Below are 21,470 nucleotides of genomic sequence, written 5' to 3'. Positions count from 1 at the left end.
TGCTTGAGCGCATCTATTGTGCTGGGTTGGGAACGGTGACTTAAGCCGCGTTTTCTTGCGCTGGCAGACCGTAGGCTTCCCACAGTGAGCGGTCCTTCAGCGCCTTGGCGAGGAAGGCGACGTGGGCGGCCTGTTCCTCGGGCGTGGAGCGCGGCGCCAGGGGGCGGGGACGCTGTCCGTAGGCGGCGGTTTCGATGACGCCGCCGGGACCACGACCGACCGGCGCCGACGACAGGTCCAGCACCCGTTCCTTGCCGCCGCGAAGCTCCAGATAGACCTCGGCCAGCAGGCGGGCGTCGATCAGGGCGCCGTGCAGCGTCCGCTCGACCAGCGACACCTTGTAGCGTTTGCACAGGGCGTCCAGCGAGTTGGGCATGCCCGGAAACCGCGTCTGGGCCAGTTTCAGCGTATCGATCCAGCGCGCCTCGCCGGTGATCGGGCGACCGCACCGCGCATATTCGAAGTCGATGAAGTTGCGGTCGAAGGCGGCGTTGTGGGCGATCATCTGCGCATCGCCGATGAATTCGATCAGCTCGTCGGCGATCTCGGCGAACTTGGGCGCATCCTTGACCTTTTCGTCGGTGATGCCGTGAACCCGGATGGCGTCGGGCGGGATCAGCCGCTCGGGATTGACGAACCGATGGAAAGTCCGCCCCGTCGGCAGCAGATCCTGAATCTCGATACAGCCGACCTCGATCAGCCGGTCGCCCGTCTTGGGGTCGAAGCCGGTGGTTTCCGTATCCAGAACGATCTCGCGCGCCATTCGCCCTTAATGGCGGCATTCGCCTCAGCGCGAAAGGCTCGCCGCGCCGCGCCGGGGAGATATCCACGACGCGTCAAGAACGGCGACGACGATCGCCTCGACCTCGGCCCGCGCGGCCTCCAAACCCCGGCCGGTGTCGATGACGAAATCGGCGCGGGCGCGCTTTTCCGCGTCCGGCATCTGGCGCGCCAGGATGGCGTCGAACCGTTCGCGGGTCATGCCGGGACGGGCCAGGACCCGCTCCGCCTGGATCGCCGGATCGGCGGTGACCACCACGACGGCGTCGACGGCGCTGTCCCCACCCGTCTCGAACAGCAGGGGGATGTCCAGAACCGCCAGTTGCACACCCGCCGTGCGCGCCGCCTCCAGATCGGCCGCGCGACCCTGGGCGACCAGGGGGTGCACGATGGCTTCCAGATGTCGAAAGGCGGTGTCGTCTTCCCCAAGCGCCTCGGCCAGACGCGTGCGATCGACCGCGCCGTCCACGACGACGCCGGGAAAGGCTTCGCCCACCGGACCAACCGCCGCACCGCCAGGCGCGTAGAGGCGGTGAACCGCATCGTCGGCGTTCCAGACGACCGCGCCCAGATCGGCGAACATGGCCGTCGTCGTCGACTTGCCCATGCCGATGGAGCCGGTGAGACCGAGCAGGATCATGCCGTCTCGCCCAGATGCGTCATCAACAGGGCGCGAAGATCGAGAGGCGGCGGCGGGCGGCGGAACAGGGCTTCGAACGACGGCGCCGCCTGGCCGATCAGCATGGCCAATCCATCCACCGTCGGCAGGCCGCGTTCGCGCGCCGCCATCAGGAAGGGCGTGGCCAGCGGCTTGTAGGTCATGTCCATCACCACCGTGCCGGGCGCGATCCGGTCGAAGTCAATACTGGGCGGGACGCTCAGCGCATTGATGACCAAGGCTGCGCCGTCAAAAGCGTCATCGGCCGTCATGACCCGAACCGACGGCCCGAGATCGGCGGCCAGGGCCTGGGCGCGTTCGGGCGAACGGTTGACGATGCGCACCTTGGCGCCGGCCTCGACCAAGGCGCCGGAGCCTGCGCGGGCCGCGCCGCCGGCGCCCAGCATCACCACCGGCCGCCCCGCCACGTCCAGGTCCGGCGCTTGTTCCCTCAGGCCGCGCATCAGGCCGATCCCGTCGGAACTGTCGGCCAGCACCCGCCCGTTTTCGAACTGCAGGATATTGGCCGAAGACGTCAGCCGCGCCGCCGCCGTCGCCTGATCCGCCAGGGCGAAGGCCTGTTCCTTGAACGGGGCGGTGACGTTCAGCCCCATGATCAGACCGGCACGTCCCGCCGCGACCAGGGCCTCAAACCCGGCCGCATCGGCTGGGGCGAAGGGAACATAGGCGCCGTCGATGCCGCCCGCGGCCAGCCAGGCGTTGTGAATGACCGGGCTGAGCGAATGGGCGACCGGATTTCCGGAGACCCCGGCGACCATGGCGGCCCCGGTTATGCGGTGCGTGCTCATGCCGCGATCACCCCCGCGCGACGTAGCTCTTTCAACACCGGCCAGAGCGGCAGACCCAGCACTGTGAAATAGTCGCCGTCCACCGCCTCGAACAGCTGCGAGCCCAGCCCCTCCAGCCGGTAAGAGCCGACGCAGGACAGCAGGGCCTCACCCTCGGCCGCCAGATAGGCGTCGAGGAAGGCGTCCGAGAAATCGCGCATCCGCATCTGAACCGTATCGACGCCGGACCAGACGATCTGGCCCTTGGTCGCCAGCGCTGCGCCGGAATGCAGTTGGTGCGACTTGCCGCGCATGGCTTTCAGCCGCTGGCGCGCCGCGTCCAGAGACCTGGCCTTGGAGACCAGGCCGCCGTCAAAGGCCAGGGTCTGATCCGAGCCCAGCACCCAGGCGGTCTCGTCGTCGCGCGAAACGGCAAGGGCCTTGTCTTCCGCGAGACGAACGGCGAGGGCGGCGGCGTCCAGGTCGGTCGAGACGGCCTTGATGGCGTCCTCGTCCACATCGGCGACGCGCACCTCAAAGGCGACGCCGGCGTTTACCAGCATGGCGCGGCGGGCCGCGCTCTTGGACGCCAGGATGAGAGTTCCGCGCTCAAGCAGCCCGGAGGGCGATAGCGCAGCAGGAATGCTTTTCACCAGGTCGTCCCGATCTTGTGGTTGCGGTGCTCGCTCAGAAGATTGGTGATCGCCGCCGCCGTCTCCTCGACCGAGCGGCGGGTCACGTCGATGGTCGGCCAGCCGCGCCGCTCGAAGGCCCGCCGGGCCTTGATCGTCTCGTCGCGCACGGCGTCCTGATCGGTATAGTTCGACGATTGGCTGGCGTTCAGATTGTCGATGCGGTTGCGGCGGATCTGAACCAGTCGATCCGGCGATACGGTCAGGCCGATCACCAAGGGGTTCTTCAGCTTGGTCAGCCGCTCGCCATCCTCCTGACCCGGCACCAGAGGCACGTTGGCCGCCCGGATGCCCCGGTGGGCCAGATAGATGCAGGTCGGGGTCTTGGACGTGCGGCTGACCCCGCAAAGGACGACGTCGGCGCCCTCCAGCTGATCGAGCGAACCCTGACCGTCGTCGTAGGCCATGGCGAAGTCCAGCGCCGCGATCCGGTTGAAATAGTCGTGGTCCAGCGCGTGCTGGGCGCCGACGCGGGTGGACAGGGCCGCGCCGAGATAGCGCGACATGGCGCCGACCAAGGGATCCAGCGCGCCGATCTGCGGCATGTCCAGGCGACGGCAGCCTTCTTCCAGCTGCTCGCGCAGATCGCGGTCGACCAAGGTGTGGAGAACGACGCCCGGCGCGGACTCCACCTCCTGCAGCACCCGCTCCATCTGCTTTGACGATCGCACCAGGGAATAGATGTGCTCGATCGGAATGACGCCGTCGAAACGCGCGGTCACCGCCTTGGCCATGGCGTTCAAGGTCTCGCCGGTGGAGTCCGACACCAGATGAACGTGGAAATAGGTGGCCAGACGGGCCGGTCCCGAGGGTCTCGCAGGGCTCATGAGACTGTCTGTCTCCCTGTTGAAAGTTGGGGGACGGCGTTGGACCATCGGGGCGCCGTTTCTCTTAGCCGCTGATCGATCCGCCCGCGAGCGGGGATGATGGTGGATCGCGTCAGCAGTCAGCCGCTGGATCATCCCAAGGCGGAAAACCGAATTTCAAACCGCTGTGGAAAATCCTAATGAAAGGTTAACGTCGCTTAACCGCGTTCACAGCCGCAAGTCCCCGCAAACCCTTACCTGTTAAGGTTTCGTTAGGGATTGTCCACCGGCGGGATCAGCCGTTTCGACATCCCCGTTAACGATAGGCCAGGCGTGGATATCCGCTTTTGTTCCGTCGCCGCCGATCGAGTCATCCCCGCCATTCCACCGCCCTACCTGCCACTTCGAATCTTTTAATTCTTAATCTGATTAGGGATTGAGAGCGGGGGGCTGTGACCTTAATCCTCCGGCATGACCGATCAGACCCAGACTGCCGATCCGACACCCTTGGTGCTCCGGGCTCTCCGTGGAGAGACGCTGGAGCGTCCGCCGGTGTGGTTCATGCGCCAGGCCGGTCGGTATCTGCCGGAATATCGCAAGCTAAGGGCCGAGGCGCCCGACTTTATCGCCTTCTGCCTGAACCCCGAGATGGCGGCCGAGGCGACGCTCCAGCCGATGCGGCGGTTCGGGTTCGATGCGGCCATCGTCTTCGCCGATATCCTGCTGATCCCCCGCGCCCTGGGCCAGGACGTTTGGTTCGAGACGGGGGAGGGGCCGCGTCTGGGCGAAATGCCGATCCCGGGTCGGATGTCTGAACTGGCCCCGGCGGCGGGCGAGCATCTGTCGGCGGTGGGCGAGACCCTGTCCATCGTGCGCGCGGCCCTGGAGCCGGAACGGGCCCTGATCGGCTTCGCCGGCGCCCCCTGGACCGTGGCGACCTATATGCTGGACGGCCAGGCGCGCACCATCGGCAAGGGCGAACGCGCCCAGGCCCGCTCCTACGCCTATGCCGATCCCGAGCGTGTCGACGAGACGCTGGAGGTTCTGGTCGAGGCCACCGCCCGATATCTGAAGATGCAGGCGGACGCCGGCGCCCAAGTTCTGAAGATCTTCGAGAGTTGGGCCGAGGGGCTGCCGGACGACCTGTTCGAAAGATTGGTCTTGAAGCCCCACCAAGCGCTTGTGAAGCGCACGCGGGAGCTGGGGGTCACCGTACCCCTCATCGGCTTCCCACGGGGCTCTGCGGCGCTTGCAGAGCGGTATGCTGAAGAGGTCGAGGTCGACGCCGTCGCCCTAGACACCGCCTGCCCGCTCGAGGTCGGTAAACGCGTGCAGCAGATCAAGCCGATCCAGGGCGCGCTCGACCCGCTGTTGCTGCGCGCCGGCGGCGATCTGCTGGACCGACGTGTCGACCGGCTGATGGAGGCCTGGGGGCAGGGGCCCTGGCTGTTCAACCTCGGCCACGGCATCCTGCCGGACGTGCCGATCGACCATGTCGAACAGGTTCTGAGACGGATCGGCGCCCAATGAGCGATGCGACCCCCGGCCGCCGCATTGCGGTGGTGTTGTTCAATCTGGGCGGGCCGGACGATCAGGCGTCGGTCAAGCCGTTTCTGTTCAACCTGTTCAACGATCCGGCCATCATCGGCCTTCCGGGGATCTTGCGCACGCCTCTGGCCAAACTGATCTCCAGCCGGCGCGAAACCAGCGCCCAGGCCAACTACGCCCTGATGGGCGGGGGATCGCCGCTGCTGCCCGAAACCCGTCGCCAGGCCGAGGCTTTGCAGGCGGTGCTTGGCGCGCGGCTGGGCGGCTATGAGGTCAAGGTCTTCATCGCCATGCGCTACTGGCATCCGTTGACCGAAGAGACGGCGGCCGAGGTCGCCGCGTTCGGACCCGACGAGGTCGTCCTGCTGCCGCTCTATCCACAGTTTTCGACCACGACGACGGAATCCTCGTTGAAGGCCTGGAACGCCGCCTATGCCGGCCCGGGCGTCAGTCGCGCCGTCTGCTGCTATCCGGCCGCGACAGGTTGGGTTGAGGCCCAGGCTCAGGCGATCGGCGAGAAGCTGGACGAGGCGGTGGGTCAGCCGGTCCGGGTGCTGTTCTCCGCCCACGGGATCCCCGAGAAGCTGGTGACCGGCAAGGGCGATCCCTATCAGGAGCAGATTGAGACGACCGTCGCTGCCGTGGTCGCCGCGATCGAGGCCCGACGCGGGCCGATCGACCACGCCATCTGCTACCAAAGCCGGGTCGGGCCGATGAAATGGCTGGGCCCGTCGACGCCGGAAGCCATTCAAGCCGCGGCCAAAGACGGCGTCGGGGTCGTCGTCACGCCTATCGCCTTCGTCTCGGAGCATATCGAGACCCTGGTCGAGCTGGATATTGAATACGGCGAACTGGCCCACGAAAAAGGGGCCAGTCCCTATTTGCGGGCGCCGGCGGTCGGGATCGAGCCGCTGTTCATCGACGCTCTGGCCGAGGCGGCGGTGGGCGCACTGTCCCACAGAGGCGTCGCGCCGTTCGGTCAGGGCTGCAAGGCGGACTGGAAGGCCTGCCCGCATCGCAAGGCAAGGCAGGCGGCATGAACACCTACGATCTCGCCCGCGGGCTACACATTCTGGCGGTGATCGCCTGGATGGCGGGTCTGCTGTTCCTGCCTCGGCTGTACGCCTATGACGCCGAACAGAACGCCAAGCCCGAACCGCTGAAAAGCGAGATGCAGACCTTGTTGCGCCTGTGGCAGACGCGGCTACTGCGCATCATCCTGAATCCGGCGATGATCCTGGCCTGGGTCTTCGGTCTGTGGCTGATCCACATCGACGTCTCGGCGCGCGGCGCGGCGTTTCTGGGCGAGCCTTGGATGATCGCCAAGCTGGCGGGTGTCTTCCTGCTCAGTGGTTGGCATGGCTTCCTGGCGGCCCAAAGGAAGAAGATCGCGGCCGGCACGTCGAAATATTCGGGCAAGTTCTGGCGCATGACCAATGAAGTGCCTTTCGTTCTGGCCATCGTCATGGTGCTGTCGGTGACGACCGAGTGGACGTTGCGATAAGCGGCTCCGCTTGACCTGATCCGCCGCCTGTGGTTCCGCTGACGACGAACCGTTCGGCGTCCTGCGCAGGCGGTCCCTCTCTTTCGTGACGCCTGCAGGCCTTGGAGCCAGCCGGAGCCCGTCGCACCTCCCTTCGGCCTTCCGGCCAGACATTTTCAGAGACCCGCGCCGCAGCCGTCTGGCTGCGTGCGCCCGCGAGCCTGCATCATGACCGACGTCCGCGACACCAATCCCGACACCCCCGAGAACGAAGGCGTGGAGGTTGAAACCCCCACCCATCACGGCGCTGCGCATGAAGCCGGCGAGGCGGCGGGCGCCGACTCCGGCGTGGATACGACAGCGGACGACGAAGAGGACGGCGAGCCCGTCGTCGCCAACGGCCGCATCACGCTCGCCGAACTGAACGAGAAGACCCCGGCTGACCTGGTCGCCTTCGCTGAACAGCTGGAGGTGGAGAACGCCTCCAACCTACGCAAACAGGATCTGCTGTTCGCCATCCTGAAGGCCCTGGCCGACGAGGAAGTCGAGATCATCGCCGACGGCGTGCTGGAGATTCTGCCGGACGGCTTCGGCTTCCTGCGCAGCTCGGACGCCAACTATCTGCCGGGGCCGGACGACGTCTATGTCTCGCCGTCGCAAATCCGCCGCTTCGGCCTGCGTTCGGGCGACACCGTCCACGGGGCCGTGCGCGCCCCGCGCGAAGGCGAACGCTACTTCGCCTTGCTCAAGGTCGACACGATCAATCTGGAAGACCCCGAAGCGGTCAAGACCAAGGTCCTGTTCGACAACCTGACGCCGCTCTATCCCGAAGAGCGGCTGCACATGGAAATCCAGGATCCGACGCTGAAGGATCGCTCGGGCCGGGTCATCGATATCGTCGCGCCGCTGGGCAAGGGCCAACGCTGCCTGATCGTGGCGCCGCCGCGCGTGGGTAAGACGGTGATGTTGCAGAACATCGCCAAGTCGATCGAACGCAACCACCCGGAAGTCTTCCTGATCGTCCTGCTGATCGACGAACGTCCCGAAGAAGTGACGGACATGCAGCGCACGGTGAAGGGCGAGGTCGTCGCCTCCACCTTTGACGAGCCAGCCACCCGCCACGTCGCCGTCGCGGAAATGGTGATCGAAAAGGCCAAGCGTCTGGTCGAGCACAAGAAGGACGTGGTGATCCTGCTCGACTCCATCACGCGTCTGGGCCGCGCCTACAACGCCACCGTCCCGTCGTCGGGCAAGGTGCTGACGGGCGGCGTGGACGCCAACGCCCTGCAACGGCCCAAGCGCTTCTTCGGCGCCGCGCGCAATGTGGAGCAGGGCGGTTCGTTGACCATCATCGCCACGGCCCTGATCGACACGGGCAGCCGCATGGATGAGGTGATCTTCGAAGAGTTCAAGGGCACCGGCAACTCGGAAATCGTGCTGGACCGTAAGGTCGCCGACAAGCGCATCTTCCCCGCCATCGACGTGCTGAAGTCGGGCACCCGCAAGGAAGACCTGATCACGCCGAAGGATCAGCTGGCCAAGACCTATGTCCTGCGCCGCATCCTTAACCCGATGGGTCCGCAGGACGCGATCGAGTTCCTACTCGACAAGCTGCGTCAGTCGAAGAACAACTCGGACTTCTTCCAGTCGATGAACACCTGATCCGTCATCCTCAAACAGCCGCGCGCCGCGCGTGCGGCGTCAGGACGGAAAAAGCGTTTCACGTGAAACAGGAAACCGCGCGATGAAGGTCAATGTGGAAGTCGAGTGCACCCCGGCGGAGGCTCGTGCCTTTCTTGGTCTTCCGGACGTGACGCCGCTGAACGACGCCATGGTTGCGGAGATGCAGAAACGGATGGAGGCCAATGTCGCCGCCATGCAGCCCGAGGAACTGATGAAGACCTGGACCAGCTTCGGCCTCCAGGCCCAGGACCAGTTCCGTCGTCTGATGGAAGCGGCGGTGAAGTGAGCACGCGCTCGCTTCGGAGCCGCTCGGTCTGAGTCGATGATCGACACCATCTTCGCCTTGGCGACACCGCCCGGCCGAGGCGCCATCGCGGTGCTTCGTTTGTCGGGCCCGAGCGTCGAGGCCGCGTTGACGGCGCTGGGCGCAACCCGTCTGAAACCGCGCATGGCGTCGGTGCGCGATCTCAGCCATGCCGGCGATCACATCGATAAGGCGCTGGTGCTGCGTTTTGTGGCGCCCAACAGTTACACCGGTGAAGACGCCGCCGAGCTGCATCTGCACGGCGGTCGTGCCGTCGTCGAGGCCGCCAGCCGCGCCTTGATCGCGCTAGGCTTGCGACCGGCGGACCCCGGCGAGTTCACGCGCCGCGCGTTTCAGAACGGCCGCATGGACTTGGCGCAAGCTGAGGCGGTCGCCGATCTGATCGACGCGGAAACCAGCGCCCAGGCCAAGCAGGCGTTGGGGCAGTTGGACGGCAAGCTCAGCGAGACCTATGCTGGTTTTCGTCGTGACCTTCTCCACGCCCTGGCCCTGGTCGAGGCCGAGATCGATTTTCCCGATGAAGAGGTGCCGGACAATCTGGCCCGCACGGCGGGGCCGGTGCTGGACCGACTCGGCGCTGACCTGCGACACGCGGCCGATACGGGGCGGCGTGGCGAACGGGTGAGAGACGGCTATCGCATTGTCCTGATCGGAGAGACCAACGCCGGCAAGTCGTCGCTGTTCAATGCGCTGGGTGCGCGTGAAGCGGCCATCGTGACGCCGATCGCGGGCACCACGCGGGATGTGCTGGACGCCGATCTGGTGATCGGCGGCTATGCCGTGACCTTGTCGGATACGGCTGGCTTGAGAGATAGCGATGACCCGGTCGAGGCTGAGGGTGTGCGCCGCGCCCGGATGCGCGCCGAACTCGCCGACCTGCGTCTTTGGGTTCGCGCGCCCGGTGATATGGACGGGGTGGCGGCGGGTTACGTCAAGGATGGCGATCTGATCGTGGCGACCAAGTCCGACCTTGGCGTCAGTTTAGCACGCGGCGGCCATGAGACTCTCGCGGTCAGCACCACCACTGGCGACGGCCTGATCGAGCTTCGGGACTGGATTGCTGCTCGTCTTGCGCAAGATCTTTCAGGCGCTGACTTCCCAGCTGTGACCCAGGAACGGCATCGGCTGCGTTTGCTTGAGGCGCTGGAAAGCGTCGATGCGGCGCGCAAGGCGCTTGATGTTGCGCCGGAAATGGCAGGCGATGACTTGAGGCGGGCTGCCGATGCTCTGGCCCGCGTCACCGGCGCGATCGGTGTCGAGGACATTCTGGGCGAAGTCTTTTCAACCTTCTGTATCGGAAAGTAGGTCCAGCCATACCAGCGTTTCACGTGAAACAGATGCGGGTCGCGGGCCGATCCGATTGGCCCACCTCTGGCGATCATACGCGTTTTGGCTTATGTGGCGGCGATGAATTCTCCCCCTGATCTCCTCTTCGACGTCGTCGTCATCGGCGGCGGCCATGCCGGCTGCGAAGCGGCGGCGGCCTCAGCACGCGCCGGCGCCAACACGGTTCTGTTGACCCAGAAGCTGGAGACGATTGGCGAGATGTCGTGCAACCCGGCCATCGGAGGGCTGGGGAAGGGCCATCTGGTTCGCGAGATCGACGCCATGGACGGCGTCATTGGACGGTTGGCCGATGTGTCCGGCATCCAATTCCGCCTGCTGAACCGATCCAAGGGCGCCGCCGTTCGGGGTCCGCGCAGTCAGATCGACCGCCGCCTCTATCGCGAGGCCATGCAGGCCGAACTGAAGGGCACGCCCAATCTGACCCTGATGGCGGGGACGGCCGAGCGGCTTATTCGCGAAGGCAGCCGTGTCGTCGGGGTCGTCACCGGCGCGGGAGAGACGGTTCGCGCCGGGGCGGTCGTGCTGACGACCGGCACCTTCCTGAACGGCGTCATTCATCGCGGCGACGAACGCATACCGGCGGGGCGGCATGGCGAGGAGCCCTCGACCGGTCTGGCCGCCGATCTTCACGCGGCCGGCCTGATGATGGGGCGTCTGAAAACAGGCACGCCGGCACGCCTGGACGGGCGAACAATCGCCTGGGACCGTCTGGAAATGCAGGAGGCGGACGATGCGCCGTCAGCCTTTTCCTTCCTGACCGACCGGATCGACGTGCCCCAGATCGCCTGCGGCGTGACGCACACGACCGAGGAAACCCATCGGATCATCGCTGAGAACCTTGGCGAGAGCGCCGTCTATGGCGGCAAGCTGTCGGGCCGGGGGCCGCGGTATTGTCCGTCGATCGAAGACAAGGTCGTTCGGTTCGCCGACAAGACCAGCCATCAGATCTTCCTGGAGCCGGAAGGGCTGGACGATCCAACGGTGTATCCGAATGGGATTTCGACCTCGGTATCGGAGGCGACGCAACTCGCCTTCCTGCGTACCATTCCCGGCCTGGAAGCGGTTGAGGTTTTCCGATACGGCTACGCCATCGAATACGACTACGTCGATCCGCGCGAGCTGACGGCGGCGCTGGAGGTCAAGAAGCGCCCCGGGCTGTATTTGGCCGGACAGATCAACGGCACCACGGGTTATGAGGAGGCTGCGGCTCAGGGGCTGATGGCGGGGCTGAACGCCGCGCGGTCGGCAGCCCGGCAGGAGCCGGTGATCCTGGGGCGTGATCAGGCGTATATCGGCGTCATGATCGACGACTTGGTGACGCGCGGTGTGACCGAACCGTACAGGATGTTCACCAGCCGGGCGGAGTATCGGCTGACGCTGCGAGCGGACAACGCCGATCTTCGGCTGACACCCCTTGCGATCAAGCTGGGCATCGTCGGCGAGAAGCGGCGCATTCGGTTTGAAGGCAAGGCCGCGGCGCTTGCAGCAGCGAGCACTGTTTCACGTGAAACACTGTTTACGCCGAACGAGGCTGGCGCGCTCGGTATCTCGGTCAATGCTGACGGGCGGCGAAGGTCGATGCGCGAACTGTTGGCCTTCCCCGACGTGACTTTGGATCACTTCGTTCCAGCCGTACCCATCATCTCGACGTGGAGCCCTGACGTACAGGAGCAGGTCCAGATTGACGCGGCTTACGCCAACTACCTGGATCGCCAATCGCAGGATGCCGACGCTCTGAAGGCTGAGGAGGGGCTGATGCTTCCGACTGATCTCGACTACGGCGCCGTCGGCGGTCTTTCGAACGAGGTCAAGGAGAAGCTGGCTCGCGTCCAACCTCGTACCCTGGGCCAGGCCGGCCGGATCGAGGGAATGACGCCGGGCGCGCTGACGGCGCTGCTGGCCCATGTGAAGCGCGCGCCCAAGGCGTCGGTCGCGGCTTGATGTTGGAGATCGAACAGCAAGCCTTTCGTTCGCGCGCCAATGCGTCTTCGGAGCAAATGGCCGACCTTGAGGCCTTCCGACTGCGGTTAGTCGAAGCCAACGCGGTGATGAATCTTGTGGGGCCGGATAGTCTGCCAGACTTCTGGAACCGCCACGTCTGGGACAGCGCGCAGCTGCTCGACCTGGCGCCAGAAGCCCGAACTTGGGCCGATCTGGGCGCCGGGGCCGGCTTCCCAGGCCTGGTGCTTTCCATCATGTTGAAGGGACGGGAAGGGGCGCATGTCTGGCTGATCGACAGCCTGGCCAAACGCTGCCGATTTCTTCAGGAGATGGTGGATGCATTGTCCCTGCCGGCGACGGTCGTCGTTGGTCGGGCTGAGGCGCAATCTTTGACATGCGACGTTGTCACCGCCCGCGCCGTTGCGCCGATGGAGAAACTGCTGAGTTATGCACAGCCCTACTTCCAAAGGGGTGCACAAGGTCTGTTCCTGAAGGGGGAGCGTGCCGAATCCGAGTTGATCGAAGCGCGCAAATCCTGGCATTTCGAGGCTGAACTGGCCCCGTCGCAAAGCGACGTGCGCGGCCGCATCGTGACAATCCGGAGCCTCCGCCGTGCCCGCTCAACGCGCTAGAAAGCCCGCCCGCGTCCTCGCGGTGTCCAACCAAAAGGGTGGAGTGGGCAAGACGACGACGGCGATCAACCTTGGAACCGCCTTGGCCGCGATTGGAGAGCGTGTGCTGATCGTGGATATGGACCCGCAGGGCAATGCCTCGACGGGTCTGGGTGTTCCACGTGAAACACGTCGAGTCACCATCTATGATGTCGTCGTGGATCAGCGCTCCGTCGCCGATGCGTCGGTACAGACTACGGTGCCGGGTCTGTGGATCGTGCCGGCTGACGCCGATATGTCGGGCGTCGAAATCGAACTAAGCCAGGCGGATCGCCGGTCCTATCGGCTGCGCGACGCCCTGCGCGCCCACGACGATGGCCCTACCGCGTATGACTATGTGCTGATCGACTGCCCCCCCTCGCTGAATTTGCTGACTTTGAATGCGATGGCGGCGGCGGATGCGGTGCTGGTGCCGTTGCAATGCGAGTTCTTCGCCCTGGAAGGCCTGAGCCAGCTGATGCGCACCATCGATATGGTCAAGCACAGCCTCAATCCATCGCTGGAAATTCAGGGTTTGGTCCTGACCATGTTCGACCGTCGTAGCGCCCTGTCGGGACAGGTGGCGAACGACGTCCGCGCGCACTTCGGCGACAAGGTCTATGAGAGCGTGATCCCGCGTAACGTCCGCGTCGCCGAGGCGCCGTCGTTCGGCAAGCCCGCGCTGATCTATGATCTGAAGTGCGCCGGCAGCCAGGCCTATTTGCGACTGGCCAAAGAAGTGGTGAAGCGCGAACGCCAGCGGCTGAAGCTGGCCGCCTGAGTTTTAATAGAACGGAAGAGTATCTTGGCTGAACGACAAAGAGGTCTGGGCCGCGGCCTGTCGGCGTTGTTGGGACAGGACGCCGAAGCGCCGGTCGCATCCGACGCGCCCGTGCCCGCCGGTGTGCAACGCGTGCCGATCGAAAGCCTGAAGCCCAATCCCGACCAGCCCCGCAAGACCTTCCGACAGGAGGATCTGGAGGAACTGACCGCCTCGATCCGCGACAAGGGCGTGCTGCAGCCGATCCTGGTGCGGACCCAACCGGGGGAGGACGGCGTTTGGCAGATCATCGCCGGCGAACGCCGCTGGCGCGCGTCGCAGGCGGCGCGCCTGACCGAAGTGCCGATCGTGGTCCACGAGATGGACGACGTCGAAGTGTTCGAAGTCGCGATCGTCGAGAACGTCCAGCGCGCGGACCTGAATCCTCTGGAAGAGGCCGAGGCCTATCGCGTTTTGATGGAGCGCTTTGGACGAACGCAGGATGCGGTGGCGGGCGTGATCGGCAAGAGCCGCAGCCACGTGGCCAACACCATGCGCCTGCTGCAACTGCCTGAGCGGGTGCTGTTCTATGTGCGTGAAGGCAAGCTGTCGGCGGGTCATGCCCGGGCGCTGATCAATACGCCCGATCCGGGTCAGCTGGCGGACATCGCCTTCGTGGATGGTCTCAGCGTCCGTGAGACCGAGGCTCTGGCGCGTCGAGCGGTGGAGGGACCGAAGCCGACCAAGGCCAAGTCGGCGTCGGCGGCCGCAGGCGGCGAGGGCGCGGCCGATGTCGCCGCCCTGCAGCAGGATCTGGCCGATGCGCTGGGCCTGAAGGTCCAGTTGTCGGACAAGGGGGGCAAGGGCGAGCTGACGATCGGCTACGGCTCGCTGGAGCAGCTCGACGACCTGTGCCGCCGTTTGATGCGCGGCTGAGCAGCGGACTGTGATAGGGTGCCGATATGACTGAAGACACGACACCCACCGCCGCCGACAAGCTGAAACAGGCGCTCGCCGCCAAGAAGGCCAAGGCTGGACACGGATTCAACGCCCAGCCGGGCGCGAAGGCGGAAGAGAAGGCTGTGTCGGCGCGCAACGTCGCCATGGCCCAGCCCGCCTTCCGCAAGGCGTCCAAGCGCGGCTAGGGCTAAAGCCCCAGCCGTCTGGCGCGACCTGCGATTTCCAGCAGCAGGCGTTCGGCGATCAGTTGGTCGGGCATTCCAGTCGTCTTGGTCGCGACATCGGCCGTGTTGATGCTGTCCAAGACTTCGTCCAAGGCTTCCAGCCGCCAGGACCGCGCCTGACGCAGCATTTCCGCCTCCTGTTTCCAGAAGACGCCGGCCGCCTTGGCGGCCTCCTTGGCGTTAGCGCCGTTGACCTGCAAGATATTGATCCGGCGAAGCTTTCCGAGGTGAATCGCGGCGGAGCGAACGGCGAGCACCGACGATTCGCCCTCGGCGAAGGCGCGCCTGAGCCCCGCTTGCGCCGGGCCGGGTCGCGCGCCGAAAGCCTGAAGCGCCGCATCTGACAGGGAGGCGTCCGGCTCGACGCCGAGATGATGCTCAAGCGCGTCCATATCCAGCGTCTTGCCGGAGCCGGGGCCAATGAACAGGGCCAGACGCTCGATCTCTTGCCGCATTAAACCCCGCTCGCGCGGCAGGCGCGCGACGAAGCGGTCCAGCGCGTCGGAGGTCAGGCCCACCTTGTCGGCGGCCAGGGCCTCGCGAACCATGCGGGCGACATCGCCGGTCTCGTCCTCATAGCAGACGATGCCGACCGCGCCGTTCTCCTTCTCGGCCGCCTTTCTGAGCGCGGATTCACGGCCCAACTGGTCGGCCTCGACCACCATCATGGCGTCGGGATTGTAGCCGCCATCGGCGTGGATTTTCAGCGCGGCTGCCAGAGCTTTGTCCACGCCGGGTTTCAGCGCCGACAGACGGATGCGCACCAGACGGCGACCGCCCATCAGGGACATGGCCGTCAGCGCCTCTTCCAGCTTCGTTTCATCGCCATCGATGTCGCTGTCGGTCAGGACGGTGACGTTGAAAGGGTCGTTCAGATCGGGCGTGACCGTTTTGCACAGCACCTCGGCCCGCTCGGCGACGCCCGATCGGTCCTTGCCGTGGATCACCGCCGCCCGGATCGCCGGATCGGGCGCCTTCAGAAAGCGATCGATCTCGGGGCGTTTGGCCAGGATCACGGGTTCGACAGCGCCTGCATCAGATCCAGTCGGATCAGGCGAGCCAGTTCGGCGGCGGCGCGCTCCTCGCCATCCTGCTGGGCGGCGATGGCGGCATAGGGCTGGTCGGCGGCAGCGTAGGTCGTGGTGACCGTTTCCGTGCCGCTGACGGGCGTTCCGCCGGCGGCCGGAGTCAGGGTCCAGGTGGCCTTGACCGTCAGTTCATAGCGGGTGGCGGTGTCGTCGATACGGCGACCCAGCGAGCGGCGGTTCTGCTGGACCTCTGTCGTCAGGCGATACAGCGGCGTCGCGCCGCGATCCCAGGCGAGCACGTCTTCCAGCTGCTCGCGCAAGCGATAGCCCAGGCGGTCGTCCTGCGTCGTGACGGCGATCCGGCGCAGGGATGACCCCACGGCCGGCTCGGCGTACATGGGCGTGAAGCCGCAGGCGGACACCGCCAGAGACGCGAGAACCGCGAGAGCCGCCGCAATACGCATCAGCCGGCCACCAGATTGACGATGCGGTCCTTGACCACGACGATCTTCTTCACGCTCAGACCCTCCAGCCGCGCCTTGACCGTTTCGTCGGCCAGGACCAGGGCTTCGACCTCGGACGGCTCCATGCCGCGCGGCACGCGGATTTCCGCGCGACGCTTGCCGTTGATCTGGATGGGCAGGACCACCTCGTCGTCGGCCGCGAGCGCAGCGTCCCACACGGGCCACGGCGCGTCCAGAACCATCCCGTCCTCACCCAGCCGCGTCCAGGCTTCTTCGGCCAGGTGCGGGGTGAAGGGGGCGATCAGGCGGGCCAGCGCCGACAGGGCCTGACGCTTGGCGTCGCCGCCGGCCTGGGCATTGTCGCGAATGGTGGCGACGAAGGCGTAGAGCTTGGCGATGGCCGAGTTGAAGCGGAAGCCTTCGACCCCTTCGGACACGGCCTTGATGGCCTTGTGCGTCTCGCGCAGCAGCTCGGCGTTGGCCTTGTCCTCGCCCGCGAAACCGGCGTCATAGGTGTCGAACAGGGACCAGGCGCGCTGGACGAAGCGGCTGGCGCCTTCGACGCCGCCGGGGGTCCACTGCACGTCCCGCTCGGGCGGACTGTCGGACAGGACGAACAGGCGACCGGCGTCCACCCCGTGGCTTTCCAGGATCTCGGCCGGGGCCACGACGTTCTTCTTGGACTTGGACATCTTCTCGATGTCGCCGATGACCAGGGTCTCGCCGGTCGAAAGCTGGCGGGCCGAGCGGACGCCGTTGTCGTTCCTGAGCTCCACATCGGTCGGCTCGACCCAGGCGCCGTCGGCGCGGCGATAGGTCTCGTGAACGACCATGCCTTGGGTGAACAGGCCGGCGAACGGCTCCTTCACCGACAGCATTCCGGCGTCAGACAGGGCGCGGGTGATGAAGCGGGCGTACAGCAGGTGCAGGACCGCGTGCTCGACCCCGCCGATATATTGATCGACAGCCAGCCAGCGGTCGGCGGCGGCCTTGTCGATCGGCGCCTCGGCCGTCGGATCGGTGAAGCGGGCGAAATACCAGCTGGAATCGACGAAGGTGTCGAGCGTGTCGGTCTCGCGCGTCGCATCCGCGCCACACGACGGGCATTTGACGTGCTTCCAGGTCGCGTGACGCGCCAACGGGTTGCCGGGCACGTCGAAGGTCACATCGTCAGGCAGGACGACGGGTAACTGGTCGGCGGGCACCTCGACCACGCCGCAGGACGGGCAGTGGATGATCGGGATCGGGCAACCCCAATAGCGCTGGCGGGAGACGCCCCAGTCGCGCAGGCGATAGATGGTCTCGGCGCGGCCCTGGCCGGCGGCCTCGACCTTGGCGATCGCGGCGGCCTTCGCGGCCTCGACGTCCATGCCGTCCAAGAAGTCGGAGTTGAAGATGCGGCCGGGGCCGACATAGGCCTCGGTCCCGATCTCGACGGTGTCGGAGTCGTCGGGTTTAACGACCGGCGTCACCGGCAGATCATATTTGCGAGCAAAGTCCAGGTCGCGCTGGTCGTGAGCGGGGCAGCCGAAGATGGCGCCCGAGCCATAGGTGGACAGCACAAAGTTGGCGGCCCAGACGGGCAGGGTCTTGTCCGGATCGAAGGGATGGCGGACGCGAACGCCCAGATCCACGCCCAGCTTCTCGGCCTTTTCGATCTCGGCCTCGCTGGTGCCGGTCTGAGCACAAGCCTTGATGAAGTCCGCCACGTCCGGCCGATGTTCGGCGATGGCCTTGGTCAGGGGATGGTCAGGCGCCAGAGCCAGGAAGCTGGCGCCGAACAGGGTGTCGGGGCGGGTGGTGTAGACCTCGATCGGATCGCGGGCGTGGTTGGGTTCGCCCTCGGGGGAGGCGGGCAGGAAGGTCGGCGCCTCGGCGATGTCCCACCACAGGGTCGCGCCCTTGGACTTGCCGATCCAGTTCTCCTGCATCAGCCGGACCTTTTCGGGCCAGCGGTCAAGGGTCTTCAGGCCGTCGATCAGGTCGTCGGCATAGTCGGTGATGCGCAGGAACCACTGGTTCAGCTTGCGCTTCTCGACCAGGGCGCCCGAGCGCCAGCCGCGTCCGTCGATGACCTGTTCGTTGGCCAGGACCGTGTTGTCGACGGGATCCCAGTTGACCACCGCATCCTTGCGATAGACCAGACCGCGCCGATACAGCTCCAGGAACCAGGCCTGCTGCTTTCCGTAGTATTCCGGGTCGCAGGTGGCGAACTCACGCGACCAATCCAGCGACAGGCCGAGCAGCTTCAGCTGCTCGCGCATATTGGCGATGTTGGAATAGGTCCAGCCTTTTGGGTGGATGCCGCGCTCCATGGCCGCGTTCTCGGCCGGCATGCCGAAGGCGTCCCAGCCCATCGGATGCAGAACGTCGTACCCCTGCGCGCGCTTGGACCGCGCCACCACGTCGCCCATCACATAGTTGCGGGCGTGACCCATGTGGATGTTACCCGACGGATAGGGGAACATCTCGAGCACATAGTATTTCGGCCGACCGGTATCCTTCGTGACGAAGGCGGAAGCCTCGGCCCATCGGGCCTGTTGGCGGGGTTCGGCGGTCTTGGGTTCGTAACGGGCCACGGTCGTCCTGAAAGTCGAAAGGGCGCTGACGCCCTCCCGGCTCAACTAGCCCGAAGGACGACAGCGCCCAAGAAGTAATGCGTCCTAAAAAGTCTTGGACGCGTCGCGCTCAAGCAGCCCGAAGGGCGATAGCGCCTACAAACACTCCAACGCAGGCTTAGCCTGCGTTGGACAGGTTCAGCTGGCGCGCTTTGGTCAGGATGGCGTTTTCCAGATCGGCTTCGGTCTGGGCGGCGACCGGGGCGGCGGTCCACTGACCATCGGCGCCCTTCACTTCCTTGGTCACCGTGACGTTCAGCGCGTCGGCGCGCAGACGGGTGTCCAGGATGAAGACGGTCGCCTTGAAGCGCTCGTTCGGCGTCTGGGGGTTGATGTACCAGTCATAGTTGATGACGCCGCCCCACGGATCGGCGGTCAGCAGCGGCATGAAGCTGAGGGTGTCCAGCGAGGCGCGCCACAGGAAGGCGTTGACGCCGATGCCCTGTTGCACGTTCGTCTTGGGCGCAGACTTCTTGCCGCCGACGAAGGGAATGCTCGAGCAGGCCGACAGGGACGCGCCCAGGGCCACGCCCGAGACCAGCACGACCGCGACGTTCCGAACCAGGGCCTTGTTGAGGCTCATCAAGAGAAGTCTCCGTAAACTCAGGGACGTGAGAGCCCTCGCCCGCACGCGCGCACGGCATGGGGAATGCCGACTGCCAGGCTCTATAACACGGCGAAAAGGGGCGATGACAAGGCGAAGTCGGTTCCCGTCGCATCGCGCGTCGCGGTGTTTTGTGAAGGGCATGCGAGATTTCGCCGGAATCCGCCGGAATCCCGTGACGCTTGAGACACATACGCCGACAACAATGCGCGGGAACCTTGTTATCGCCGGCTCATTGCGTTGACCGCGCAGACACCCGGTGTCTAATCGCGGGGCTCACGACCATATAAGGTCGGTTCAGGGTTGAAACGCCGCCTCATGGCGGGGTTCGAAGGATTTGGTATGCGGTTCGGCGGTTTTCTGGCTGTGATGATGGCGACGACGGCGATGGCCGCGTCGACGTCGGCGCTCGCCCAAAGCACATCCGCCGTTTCCCTTTCGGAGGCCCAGGCGGCGCAGCGCAATGCGCCGGCGCCGCAGCGTCGCGGCCTGCGCCTTAACGATCGTGGCCGCTGGGGCCTGGATTTCAACCTGAACCAGCCTGTGGGTCGCGAGACCGACTGGGGTGATGTCGAGGCCGGCGCCTACTATCGCTTGAACGACCGTCTGCGTGTGGGCGCCGCCGCCGCGGTCAGCACGCCGGAAGCCGATCCGGCGCGCGCGCCCGAAACCAACGGCCGGGCCCAGCCCCGCGTCCGTCTGGAAACCATCTTCAAGTTCTGATTTCGACAAGTCAGCGAAACGCCGACTGGATCGCATCAACCGCCGCCAGGCCGCAGGCGCCAGTGTATGCGAGCGTTTCGGCGTTTTCTGGCGTGACGCCGCCCAGCGCATAGACGGGCAGGCGGGCGGCTTTCACGTTCTGCTCGAATGCCGCGACGCCCAAGGCGATTTTGCTGGCGGACGCGCCGCCAGCCGCAAACACTGGCGACAGGATCAGGGCGTTCAGGTTTTTAGGCGGCGGGGATAGGCCGTGCCAGGCCGCCGTCAGAATCCAGCCGGGTCGGTCCGAGCGGATGCGCGCTACTTGGTCCGCGGCACGTTCGGGAAGGTGCAGCCCGTCGGCGTCGATCGCCTCGGCCAGATCGGGGGCCAGCCCGACCAGCAGTTTCACGTCCCGATCGGCCGTCGCTTCCCGAAGCCGATGCCCCGTCTCAATGGCATCGGAGGCGCCGAAGGCGCGATAGACCACGGCCGAGCCGGCAGGCAGGCGCGCCGCCGTCTCCCACGGTCGGGGCGTGCGATCCGGGTCGGTGAAGAACAGCATCGCCGGCAAGGCTGCGGCGGCCGGGCTGACAGCGGCGGCGGCGCGGTTTAGAGCGGTCGCGGCGTTCCAGAGCGCGCGCGCATCGTCGCTGTAACCGGCCGGCAGGATCATGACCTCTTCTTCCTCCGCTTTTTCCGCCCCGTCCATCGCCGAAAGGGTCGTCGAGGTGCGGGCGCGCATCGACGCCGCCTGCCATGCGGCCGGTCGGGATCCAACGGGCGTGACCCTGACCGCCGTTTCCAAGACGCAAGCCCCAGAGGCTATCGACGCTATCCTGACGACGGGTCAGCGGATCTTCGGCGAAAACCGGGTGCAGGAGGCCGAGGGCCGGTGGGCCGACCGTCGCGGGGTCGTGCCGGGCCTGGAGCTGCGGCTGATCGGCCCCTTGCAGACCAACAAGGCCGAGGATGCGGTCGCCCTGTTCGATGTGATCGAAACCCTGGACCGCGAAAAGCTTGCACGAGCCTTGGCGCAGGCGGGTGAAAAGCGCGGCCGATCCCCGCGCGTCCTGGTCCAGGTGAACACGGGCGCGGAGCCCCAGAAGGCCGGCGTCCTGCCCGATGCCGCCGACGCCCTGATCGCAGCGGCCCGCGACACCTATGGGCTGACGGTCGAGGGATTGATGTGCATTCCCCCGGCGGATCAGGACGCAGAGCCGCATTTTCAGATGTTGCGGGACATGGCCGAACGCAACGGTTTGTCGGTCCTGTCGATGGGCATGAGCGGCGATTATGAGGCCGCCATCCGGTGTGGTGCGACGCACGTCAGGGTCGGAACGGCCTTGTTCGGGGAACGAAATCGACCCGAAACGCCCTCTAGCTCGTAACCCGATGTGAATATTCGC

At 65.9% G+C, this 21,470-nt stretch carries 23 protein-coding genes; 13 read left to right on the top strand and 10 right to left on the bottom strand.

From position 1 onward, the window contains the following. Positions 1 to 40 precede the first annotated feature (40 nt). The 5 genes from dnaQ to KAK88_RS01670 form a co-directional block, all read right to left on the bottom strand. Complete coding sequence (gene dnaQ / locus KAK88_RS01690; RefSeq protein ID WP_242077616.1) at positions 41 to 763, bottom strand: DNA polymerase III subunit epsilon; 723 nt, start codon at positions 761 to 763, stop codon at positions 41 to 43. Between the two features lie 24 nt (positions 764 to 787). Beyond that, positions 788 to 1,420: a dephospho-CoA kinase gene (coaE, locus tag KAK88_RS01685; RefSeq protein ID WP_242077615.1), complete on the bottom strand. Its 633-nt coding sequence runs from the start codon at positions 1,418 to 1,420 to the stop codon at positions 788 to 790. Then, positions 1,417 to 2,247: a shikimate dehydrogenase family protein gene (locus KAK88_RS01680; protein ID WP_242077614.1), complete on the bottom strand. Its 831-nt coding sequence runs from the start codon at positions 2,245 to 2,247 to the stop codon at positions 1,417 to 1,419. Before KAK88_RS01680 ends, coaE begins: the two co-directional genes overlap by 4 nt. Then, a complete protein-coding gene (locus KAK88_RS01675; protein ID WP_242078540.1) occupies positions 2,244 to 2,789 on the bottom strand; it encodes a Maf family protein in 546 nt (181 codons plus the stop codon). Before KAK88_RS01675 ends, KAK88_RS01680 begins: the two co-directional genes overlap by 4 nt. A gap of 86 nt (positions 2,790 to 2,875) precedes the next feature. Beyond that, complete coding sequence (locus KAK88_RS01670; RefSeq protein ID WP_045810959.1) at positions 2,876 to 3,745, bottom strand: pyruvate, water dikinase regulatory protein; 870 nt, start codon at positions 3,743 to 3,745, stop codon at positions 2,876 to 2,878. Between the two features lie 450 nt (positions 3,746 to 4,195). On the opposite strand from KAK88_RS01670, the gene hemE reads away from it, so the two are divergent. The 11 genes from hemE (at position 4,196) to KAK88_RS01615 (ending at position 14,606) form a co-directional block, all read left to right on the top strand. Further along, positions 4,196 to 5,254 carry a uroporphyrinogen decarboxylase gene (hemE, locus tag KAK88_RS01665; RefSeq protein WP_242077613.1) on the top strand — a complete coding sequence of 353 codons (1,059 nt, stop codon included), beginning with the start codon at positions 4,196 to 4,198 and terminating at the stop codon, positions 5,252 to 5,254. Continuing rightward, the gene (gene hemH, locus KAK88_RS01660) at positions 5,251 to 6,312 is read left to right on the top strand and encodes a ferrochelatase (RefSeq protein WP_242077612.1); all 1,062 of its coding nucleotides are present in this window, start codon (positions 5,251 to 5,253) and stop codon (positions 6,310 to 6,312) included. The genes hemE and hemH overlap by 4 nt, the downstream gene beginning before the upstream one ends. Beyond that, the gene (locus KAK88_RS01655) at positions 6,309 to 6,776 is read left to right on the top strand and encodes a CopD family protein (protein ID WP_242077611.1); all 468 of its coding nucleotides are present in this window, start codon (positions 6,309 to 6,311) and stop codon (positions 6,774 to 6,776) included. The genes hemH and KAK88_RS01655 overlap by 4 nt, the downstream gene beginning before the upstream one ends. A 207-nt stretch (positions 6,777 to 6,983) precedes the next feature. Then, on the top strand, positions 6,984 to 8,417 hold the full coding sequence (gene rho, locus KAK88_RS01650; protein ID WP_242077610.1) for a transcription termination factor Rho: 1,434 nt from the start codon (positions 6,984 to 6,986) through the stop codon (positions 8,415 to 8,417). A gap of 82 nt (positions 8,418 to 8,499) precedes the next feature. Next, a complete protein-coding gene (locus KAK88_RS01645; protein ID WP_137720449.1) occupies positions 8,500 to 8,724 on the top strand; it encodes a DUF6489 family protein in 225 nt (74 codons plus the stop codon). 36 nt (positions 8,725 to 8,760) lie between these two features. Beyond that, positions 8,761 to 10,068: a tRNA uridine-5-carboxymethylaminomethyl(34) synthesis GTPase MnmE gene (mnmE, locus tag KAK88_RS01640; RefSeq protein ID WP_242077609.1), complete on the top strand. Its 1,308-nt coding sequence runs from the start codon at positions 8,761 to 8,763 to the stop codon at positions 10,066 to 10,068. Positions 10,069 to 10,170: 102 nt separating this feature from the next. After that, positions 10,171 to 12,051 carry a tRNA uridine-5-carboxymethylaminomethyl(34) synthesis enzyme MnmG gene (gene mnmG, locus KAK88_RS01635; RefSeq protein WP_242077608.1) on the top strand — a complete coding sequence of 627 codons (1,881 nt, stop codon included), beginning with the start codon at positions 10,171 to 10,173 and terminating at the stop codon, positions 12,049 to 12,051. Continuing rightward, positions 12,051 to 12,683: a 16S rRNA (guanine(527)-N(7))-methyltransferase RsmG gene (gene rsmG, locus KAK88_RS01630; protein ID WP_242077607.1), complete on the top strand. Its 633-nt coding sequence runs from the start codon at positions 12,051 to 12,053 to the stop codon at positions 12,681 to 12,683. Before mnmG ends, rsmG begins: the two co-directional genes overlap by 1 nt. Next, positions 12,664 to 13,482 (top strand): ParA family protein, encoded by an 819-nt coding sequence (locus tag KAK88_RS01625; protein ID WP_242077606.1) that lies wholly within the window; start codon positions 12,664 to 12,666, stop codon positions 13,480 to 13,482. The genes rsmG and KAK88_RS01625 overlap by 20 nt, the downstream gene beginning before the upstream one ends. Before the next feature lie 24 nt (positions 13,483 to 13,506). Beyond that, complete coding sequence (locus KAK88_RS01620; RefSeq protein WP_242077605.1) at positions 13,507 to 14,397, top strand: ParB/RepB/Spo0J family partition protein; 891 nt, start codon at positions 13,507 to 13,509, stop codon at positions 14,395 to 14,397. A gap of 26 nt (positions 14,398 to 14,423) precedes the next feature. Next, on the top strand, positions 14,424 to 14,606 hold the full coding sequence (locus tag KAK88_RS01615) for a hypothetical protein (protein WP_055755069.1): 183 nt from the start codon (positions 14,424 to 14,426) through the stop codon (positions 14,604 to 14,606). A gap of 2 nt (positions 14,607 to 14,608) precedes the next feature. Here KAK88_RS01615 and holA read toward each other — a convergent pair whose 3' ends face one another. The 4 genes from holA to KAK88_RS01595 all read right to left on the bottom strand — a co-directional run bounded on the left by holA (position 14,609) and on the right by KAK88_RS01595 (position 19,338). Next, the gene (gene holA, locus KAK88_RS01610) at positions 14,609 to 15,661 is read right to left on the bottom strand and encodes a DNA polymerase III subunit delta (RefSeq protein WP_242077604.1); all 1,053 of its coding nucleotides are present in this window, start codon (positions 15,659 to 15,661) and stop codon (positions 14,609 to 14,611) included. Beyond that, positions 15,658 to 16,137 (bottom strand): LPS assembly lipoprotein LptE, encoded by a 480-nt coding sequence (lptE, locus tag KAK88_RS01605; protein ID WP_039246643.1) that lies wholly within the window; start codon positions 16,135 to 16,137, stop codon positions 15,658 to 15,660. Before lptE ends, holA begins: the two co-directional genes overlap by 4 nt. Further along, complete coding sequence (gene leuS, locus KAK88_RS01600) at positions 16,137 to 18,716, bottom strand: leucine--tRNA ligase (RefSeq protein ID WP_242077603.1); 2,580 nt, start codon at positions 18,714 to 18,716, stop codon at positions 16,137 to 16,139. Before leuS ends, lptE begins: the two co-directional genes overlap by 1 nt. Before the next feature lie 157 nt (positions 18,717 to 18,873). Then, positions 18,874 to 19,338 carry a DUF3576 domain-containing protein gene (locus KAK88_RS01595; protein ID WP_017505409.1) on the bottom strand — a complete coding sequence of 155 codons (465 nt, stop codon included), beginning with the start codon at positions 19,336 to 19,338 and terminating at the stop codon, positions 18,874 to 18,876. Positions 19,339 to 19,677: 339 nt separating this feature from the next. On the opposite strand from KAK88_RS01595, the gene KAK88_RS01590 reads away from it, so the two are divergent. Continuing rightward, a complete protein-coding gene (locus KAK88_RS01590; protein WP_242077602.1) occupies positions 19,678 to 20,082 on the top strand; it encodes an NtrZ family periplasmic regulatory protein in 405 nt (134 codons plus the stop codon). Between the two features lie 10 nt (positions 20,083 to 20,092). Here the strand turns inward: KAK88_RS01590 and KAK88_RS01585 are convergent, their stop codons facing one another. Next, the gene (locus tag KAK88_RS01585) at positions 20,093 to 20,737 is read right to left on the bottom strand and encodes a thiamine phosphate synthase (protein ID WP_242077601.1); all 645 of its coding nucleotides are present in this window, start codon (positions 20,735 to 20,737) and stop codon (positions 20,093 to 20,095) included. Between KAK88_RS01585 and KAK88_RS01580 the strand changes: the two genes are divergently transcribed. After that, entirely contained in the window at positions 20,736 to 21,452 is a 717-nt protein-coding gene (locus KAK88_RS01580; protein ID WP_242077600.1) for a YggS family pyridoxal phosphate-dependent enzyme, read from the top strand. The two genes, KAK88_RS01585 and KAK88_RS01580, sit on opposite strands and share 2 nt — an antisense overlap. Positions 21,453 to 21,470 lie beyond the last annotated feature (18 nt).

Origin of the sequence: Brevundimonas diminuta (assembly GCF_022654015.1) — a bacterium.
GTDB classification, from domain to species: domain Bacteria; phylum Pseudomonadota; class Alphaproteobacteria; order Caulobacterales; family Caulobacteraceae; genus Brevundimonas; species Brevundimonas diminuta_C.
Note: the sequence above shows the minus strand (reverse complement) of the source record. Positions and strands in the feature narration are given on the sequence as shown.